General features: G+C 72.6%; 5 protein-coding genes and 1 pseudogene. 4 read left to right on the top strand and 2 right to left on the bottom strand.

Annotated features, from left to right (window positions below; all coding sequences use genetic code 11):
* Positions 1 to 681: pseudogene (locus B7X32_RS16855) on the top strand (hypothetical protein); the annotation flags it as partial.
* 191 nt (positions 682 to 872) lie between these two features.
* Here the strand turns inward: B7X32_RS16855 and B7X32_RS16850 are convergent.
* Positions 873 to 2,525 carry an amidohydrolase gene (locus B7X32_RS16850; RefSeq protein WP_292722225.1) on the bottom strand — a complete coding sequence of 551 codons (1,653 nt, stop codon included), beginning with the start codon at positions 2,523 to 2,525 and terminating at the stop codon, positions 873 to 875.
* A 31-nt stretch (positions 2,526 to 2,556) separates the two neighbouring features.
* Positions 2,557 to 4,002 carry a cytosine permease gene (locus tag B7X32_RS16845; RefSeq protein WP_292722221.1) on the bottom strand — a complete coding sequence of 482 codons (1,446 nt, stop codon included), beginning with the start codon at positions 4,000 to 4,002 and terminating at the stop codon, positions 2,557 to 2,559.
* 112 nt (positions 4,003 to 4,114) lie between these two features.
* Between B7X32_RS16845 and B7X32_RS16840 the strand changes: the two genes are divergently transcribed.
* From B7X32_RS16840 to B7X32_RS16830, 3 genes are all read left to right on the top strand, one after another.
* Positions 4,115 to 5,125 carry a LacI family DNA-binding transcriptional regulator gene (locus tag B7X32_RS16840; protein WP_292722219.1) on the top strand — a complete coding sequence of 337 codons (1,011 nt, stop codon included), beginning with the start codon at positions 4,115 to 4,117 and terminating at the stop codon, positions 5,123 to 5,125.
* Positions 5,126 to 5,380: 255 nt separating this feature from the next.
* Positions 5,381 to 6,058: an FCD domain-containing protein gene (locus B7X32_RS16835; protein WP_292722216.1), complete on the top strand. Its 678-nt coding sequence runs from the start codon at positions 5,381 to 5,383 to the stop codon at positions 6,056 to 6,058.
* Positions 6,055 to 6,651, top strand: a 597-nt coding sequence (locus B7X32_RS16830) for an ATP-binding cassette domain-containing protein (RefSeq protein WP_292722213.1), incomplete at its 3' end; no start/stop codon positions are given. The genes B7X32_RS16835 and B7X32_RS16830, both read left to right, overlap by 4 nt.

Raw genomic sequence — 6,651 nt, 5'->3', positions numbered from 1 at the left:
GTGCATGCGCGACGCTCCGGGGCCCCGCTGGGCATGCGACTCGAGACCGTCGCGCTGAGCTGGATGGTCCTGCCGATGGGCATCCTGATCGCCGCGAGCCCGCTCGTGTCCGGCTACACGGCGCGCTACGGCACGTTCTCCGCCCCCGCGGTCGCGATCGTGATGGCCCTCGGCGTACAACGGCTCGCCCGTCTTCCGCGCCCTCGGCTCGGCGTCGTGCTCGCGGCCGTCTCCGTCGCCGCCGTCGTGATCGCGGCGGTCCCCGTGGCGGCGCTGCAGCGCGGGCCGTACGCCAAGAACCAATCCGACTGGAACGACATCGCCGCCTACATCAGCGCACACGCCGTCCCGGGCGACGGCATCGTGTTCGACGACGGCGCGCGGCCGTCCCAGCGCACGCGCCTCGCCAAGGCGACGGATCCGACCGCGTTCCGCAACGTCACCGACCTGCTGCTGAAGACCCCGTTCCAGAAGTCCTACACCTGGTACGACCAGACCTACGGCATCCCGCGCGCGTCCGGGATGGGGCGCTTCGACGGGGTCGACCGGGTCTGGGTGGTCGAGCTGAAGTTCGCCGGGGTCGAGGACACCTGGGGCCTCGAGCAGCTGCAGTCGCTCGGCTACCACGAGACGCGCCGCGTCGACGGTGCGGGGAGCGTGATCCTGCTCTACGAGCGGTGATCCGCGGGTCTCTTCCCCGCCCCCGCCCCCGCCCGGGGTCGTTGAGCGACACTTCGACTCGCTGCGCTCGCTCAGTGCGGGTCTCCGCGAGACGAAACGCGGCGCCCTTGCGAGAGCGCCGCGTTTCATCTCGGTCGGCTTCGCCGTCCTCGCTCAACGTCCTTGGGGGCGGTCGGCTTCGCCGTCCTCGCTCAGCGACCCCGGGGGAGGGAGGCGAGGGCCGCGGCGTGGTCGAGCCCGCGCACGACCGTCGTGCGCACGCGCGCGGTGAGGAAGGCCTCCGGCCCGTCGCGGAACGGATCCCCGTCCAGGATCACGAAGTCGGCCGCCGCCCCGGCCCGCAGCACCCCGAGCTCGCCCTCCCAGCCGCACGCGTACGCGGCGTCGCGAGTCGCCCGGCGCACCGCGTCGGCGATCGCCATGGCATTGCCGGGGACGTTCGCCTCGAGCGCCGGGTCGAACGCCGAGCGCCGGGTGGTGGCGATGAACAGGTTCGGCAGCGGGTCGAACGGCGCGGTCGGGGCATCCGTGCCGAGCGCGAGCGTCGCGCCGGCCTCGGCGAACTCGGCCCAGGGATACCCGCGCTCCACGCGCTCGTCGCCGAGCATCGCCCTCCAGTTGTCCTGGATCGCGGGGTCGCAGTGCACGGGCTGCATGGACGCGATGACCCCGAGCCGTGCCAGACGCAGCGGGGTCGCGTGGTCCACGGTCTCCAGGTGCTCGATGCGGTGACGGCGCTCGGCGCGCGGGCCGTTCGCGGCCACCGCCGCCTCGAGCGCGTCCAGGGCGAGTGCGGAGGCGGCGTCGCCGATCGCGTGCATCGCGATCTGCAGCCCCGCCGCATCGGCGCGCGTGACCACGGCCGTGAGCGAGGGCAGGTCCCAGAGCGGCTCCGGCCGGGAGCCGTCGGCGAAGGGGGCGTGCATGGCGGCCGTGCAGCTGTCGATCACGCCGTCCACGAAGAGCTTGATGCCGGAGATCCGCAGCCCGGGCCCGGTGTGCGCGCGATGCAGCGCGATCGCCCGGTCCACGGCGGCGGCGTCGCCCTCGGCCGTCCCGGTGCGGTAGACCGCCCAGTGCGCGGCCACGTGCATCGGCAGGGTTCCGCCGTGACGCTCCTGCACCGCGAGCATCGCGCGCAGGTCGGGCTCGGTGAGCGCCATGTCGACCGCTGCGGTGACGCCCGCGTCGAGGTAGGTGCGCAGCGCCTGCGCGAAGTGCGCCTCCCTGTCGTCGTCGCTCGTGAGGGCGTCCAGCCGCGTGCGCAGGAAGGCGAAGACCGCGTTCTCGAGCAGCATGCCGGTGGCGTGGCCCTCGGCGTCGCGCTGGATCGTGCCGCCGAGGGGATCCGGCGTCTCGTCGTCGATGCCGAGCTCGGCGAGGGCGGCGGAGTTGACCCACGCGGAGTGGTTGTCGTTCGCGTGCAGGTACACGGGCCGGTCGGCGACGGCGGCATCGATCATGTCGCGGTGCGGAGCCCTTCCGCCGAGGCTCGAGAACAGCCAGCTGCGGCCCTGGATCCTCGCCGCGGAGGGATCGGCGGCGGCTGCGGCGGCGACCCGCTTCTGGATCTCGGCGAGATCGGCGGCGTCGTGCAGATCCACCTGCTCGAGCGATTCGCCGAGACCGATCAGGTGCGTGTGCGCATCCACGATTCCCGGGATCACGAGCGCGCCGTCGAGTTCGACCACGGCGTCCGCCGCGAGCGCGTCGGCGGTGGCTGTGTCTCCGACGAAGACGACGCGCCCGTCCTCGACGAGGATCGACTGCGCCCACGGGTCCGTGTCGGAGGTGAAGATCGCACCGCCGCGGTAGTGGGTCGTGTGCGTGTCGGGGGAGGTCATGCGTTCTGTTCCTTCTTTCCGGATCCGCGGGTCACAGCGAGGCCTGGGAGCGGGCGGAGCGCCGCACCAGCGCGAGGTAGACGACGAACGGCACGATCAGGCCGACGGGCACCGACAGGTCGATGCCGCCGAGGAGAGCGGCGACCGGGCCGACGTAGACGAGCGTCGCGCTGCAGAGCAGTGCTGCGCCGATGCCGGCCAGCACGGCGACCGCGCCGGCGACGTGCACGCCCCCGGTGAACCAGAACCGGCTCCCGCGGCTGTCGTCGGCCAGTGCGGATCCGTCGTAGCGGTTGCGGCGCCACAGCATGTCGGCGAGGTAGACGCCCATGACCGGCGCGAGGATCGTGACCGCGAGCTGCAGGGCGCTCGAGACGCTGTCGAGGAAGTTCCACACCAGGAGCGCGAACAGCGTCATCAGCACGCCGACCGTGCCGTCCAGCAGCACGGTGCGCGAGCGCGGAAGGCGGATCCCGACGGCCTGCAGGGCCAGGCCGGAGCTGTAGGCGGTCATCGCGTTGTTGGCGATCGTGCCGACGATCACCGAGATGAGGAAGACCGGCGCGAACCAGCCGGGCAGGAACTTCTCCAGGCCGGCCTCCGGATCCGTCATGTCCACCGCGCTCGCGGCCAGCACGCCGACGAAGGTGGCGAGCACGCCGGGGATGACCATGCCGAGCGTGGTCCACAGGGCGACGTCGCGCACCCGGGTGCTCGCCGGGAGGTAGCGCGCGAAGTCGGCGCTGTTCGTGTAGGACAGCGGGCCGGATGCGACCAGCGCGATGCCCGCGGCCATCATCGCGACGAGCCCCAGGCCGTGCAGCGGCTCGGCGGGAGTGTAGCTCCAGCGCGCGCCGCCGACGACGAAGACCGCCATCACGGCGAAGATCACCGCGAGCAGGATCGCGAGCGGCTGGTACAGGCGCATGATCAGGCCGTGTCCGTAGACGCTGATCACCATGGTGGCCGCGGCGATCACGATCGCGCTGATCGCGATGGTCCAGCCGTTCGAGGGGACGCCGAGCCGCCCGAGCAGCCCGACGGCGACGGTCGTGGCCGCGGCCCAGTTGATCGCGAGGTAGCAGACGCTGATGAGCCAGCCCGCGATCGCGACGTTGAACCGGTTCCCGGTGACGCCGTACATCGCGCGAGTGATCACCTCGCTGGGCGTGCCGGCGGCGGGGCCGGAAGCGGCCACGATGCCCGTGATGATCGAGAACAGGTTGCCGATCACGATCACGAGCAGCGCCTGCCACAGGGTGAGCCCGAGCAGCATGAGGGTCGCGCCGATGACGACGGCGAGGAAGTTGACGTTGGGCGCCGCCCACACGGCGAACAGGTCGCGGGCGCGGCCGTGGCGCTCGGCGTCGGGGATGTAGTCGATGCCGTGGGTCTCGACGCGCACGGCGCTGTCGGTGGGCACGGGGTGGGTCAGGGCGGGAGCGGAATCGGTCACGGGGGGCGTCGTCTGCGACATGGATCCTCCAGGGCGAAAGGTCGGGTGCGCGACGTCCTTGTTCGCGCTCGACACGCAACGCTAAGGATCCAAAACGATTTGGACAAGCGGAGTCCGCGATTATCATCACGACATGCGCAGACAGCGATCCACGATCCGCGACGTGGCCCGTCGGGCGGGCGTCTCGGTGACCACCGTGTCGCACACCTTCTCCGGCAACGGCGTGGTCAACCCGGCGACCCAGGCGCGCGTGCGCGCGGCCGCGACCGCGCTGGGGTACCACCCGGACGTGGTGGCGAGCGGGCTGCGCCGCAGCAGGCTCGGAGTGATCGGGCTGGTGCTGCGGCCGGCGGTCGGCGTGGAGCCGCAGCACATCCAGGACGTCGACTACTTCCCCCGCTTCGCCGGGGCCGCGGCGCTCACGTCGCTCGGTCAGGGGTACGCGCTCATGCTCGTCGCGGATCCCGCGGTGCCCGACGCCCCGACCACGGCCTGGGCGTGCGACGGCATCATCGTGACCGATCCCGTCGAGCGGGACCCTCTCGTCGCCGCGCTGCGCGCCGGAGGCATGCCGTACACGCTGGTCGGCGCGGATCCGGCGGATCCGGACGACCCGCACGTCATCGACATCGCCACCGCGTTCATCACGGATCGGGTGCTCGACCACCTCGCGGAGTCGGGGGCGACGCGCATCGCCCTGGTCGTGGGCACGGATGCCATCGAGTGGAACGAGGCGACGGAGCGGCGCTACCGGGAGCGGACGCCCCCCGGCGCCCAGCGCGTCCGCTACGTGGCGGAGCGCTCGGAGCACGGGGAGGGCGCGGTCGCCGCCGATGAGCTGCTCGCCCTCCCCGAGCCCCCTGATGGGGTGTACTGCCTGACCAGCGACCACGCCAGGGCGCTCGTGGACCGGCTCGTCGAGCGCGGGGTCCGGGTTCCGGAGGACGTGCGCGTCGTGTGCGGATCCGACGCGGACAGCCTCCGGAGCTCCGCGCCGACGATCACCGCGGTCGACCTGCAGCCGCAGGCGCTGGGGCGCCAGGCGGCGGCCGCCCTGCTGACCCTGCTCGAACCGGACCTCGCGCTCGTCGTGCCGCCGCCCGAGCACGGCGCCCTGGTCGTGCGGACCTCGACCGGGGGCTGAGCCCGCGCGGGCCTGCGAGCGCCCCGGATCCCTGGGTCAAGTCCGGAGGCCGGCCGGCGTGGAGATGCCGGGGAAGGCGGTGCTGCTCATGTTCTCGGTTCCTTCGACTGCGGTTTCGGCGACCGGCGCGACGCATCAGCCACGACGGGGGAGCCGGTCCGGTCAGACCCCGTCGTGGCGGCGAAGGAGAAGGAGGGCGCGCACGAGCATGGAGGCAGTGTAGCGTTAACTCCTCAGACAAGTTGAGGAGTAGTGATGTCGGGAAGCGGTGCCGTGCAGCGCACGTCGATGGCGGATCAGGCGGCGGAGGTGCTCCTCGATCGCCTTCGCGCCGAGGAATGGGGGCTCGGCGCGCGGCTGCCGGGGGAGACGACGCTCGCGGCTCAGTTGGGCGTCGGCCGCTCGACCGTGCGCGAGGCGATCCGGCAGCTGTCGGGGCGAGGGGTCCTCACCGCGCGGCAGGGCGCCGGCGTCTTCGTCGCGGCGCTCGACGTGCGCGACGACTGGGACGCCGTACTGCAGCGCGCCGACATCGTGAGCGTGATCGAGGCGCGGACGGCGATCGAGACCGAGGCTGCCGCTCTCGCATCCGAGCGGCGCACCGCGAACGACCTCCGCGCGATCCGGCGCGCCCTGAAGGTCAGGGAGCAGCACCGCTCGGATCTCGAGGAGCACGTCGATGCCGACCTCGCGTTCCACCGGGCGATCGTGGTCGCTGCGGCGAATCCGATCCTCACCGAGCTGTTCGACGGGTTCACTCCGCGGCTGCGCCAGACGATGATCGCGATGCTGCGGATCCGCTCCGCCTTCGGCGATGCCGAGGATCACGCGGCGCACGAGCGCCTCGCCGACGCGATCCGTGCGGGCGATGCCGCGCTCGCCGCGGGGCTCAGCCGGGAGCACCTGGCCTCGCTCAAGGACGGCCTGCGGTGAGCGCCGAGGTCGTGCGCCTGGACGCCGTGACGCTCCGTCGCGACGGCAGGGACATCCTGCACGAGGTCGGTCTCGTCGTGCGGGCCGGGGAGCACTGGGCGCTGCTCGGGCCCAACGGCGCGGGCAAGAGCACGATCCTCGGGATCTGCGGCGCCCGCACGCATCCGTCGAGCGGCACCGCCGAGGTGCTCGGCCACCGCATCGGCCGCGTCGACCTGCAGGAGCTGCGGCGACGGATCGGACATGTGGATCCGCGCCACCCGCTGCGCTCGCCGCTCACGGTGACCGAGGTCGTCCTGACCGGCCTCACCGGCACGATCGAGATGCCGATGCGCTGGATGCCGGAGCCGGTGCAGATCGCTCTCGCGCATGAGCTGATCGCCGACGTCGGGCTCTCGCACCGCCGGGATGCGCTGTGGCCGACGCTCTCGCAGGGGGAGCGGGGCAGGGCGCTCATCGCACGGGCGCTCGCCTGCCGGCCGCGGCTGCTCCTGCTCGACGAGCCGATGACCGGGCTCGACGTGGCCGCGCGGGAGCAGCTGCTGGAGACGATCGACGCGCTCGCCCACCGGGATCCGCAGCTCGCCTCGATC

Origin of the sequence: Microbacterium sp. 13-71-7, assembly GCF_002257455.1 — a bacterium.
In the GTDB taxonomy this organism is placed as follows: Bacteria; Actinomycetota; Actinomycetes; order Actinomycetales; family Microbacteriaceae; genus Microbacterium.
Note: the sequence above shows the minus strand (reverse complement) of the source record. Positions and strands in the feature narration are given on the sequence as shown.

What these genes read in the sequence shown, in the direction of transcription:
- B7X32_RS16850 (WP_292722225.1), bottom strand. Translation starts at nt 2,525, where the DNA reads ATGACCTCCCCCGACACGCACACGACCCACTACCGCGGCGGTGCGATC.
- B7X32_RS16845 (WP_292722221.1), bottom strand. Translation starts at nt 4,002, where the DNA reads ATGTCGCAGACGACGCCCCCCGTGACCGATTCCGCTCCCGCCCTGACC.
- B7X32_RS16840 (WP_292722219.1), top strand. Translation starts at nt 4,115, where the DNA reads ATGCGCAGACAGCGATCCACGATCCGCGACGTGGCCCGTCGGGCGGGC.
- B7X32_RS16835 (WP_292722216.1), top strand. Translation starts at nt 5,381, where the DNA reads ATGTCGGGAAGCGGTGCCGTGCAGCGCACGTCGATGGCGGATCAGGCG.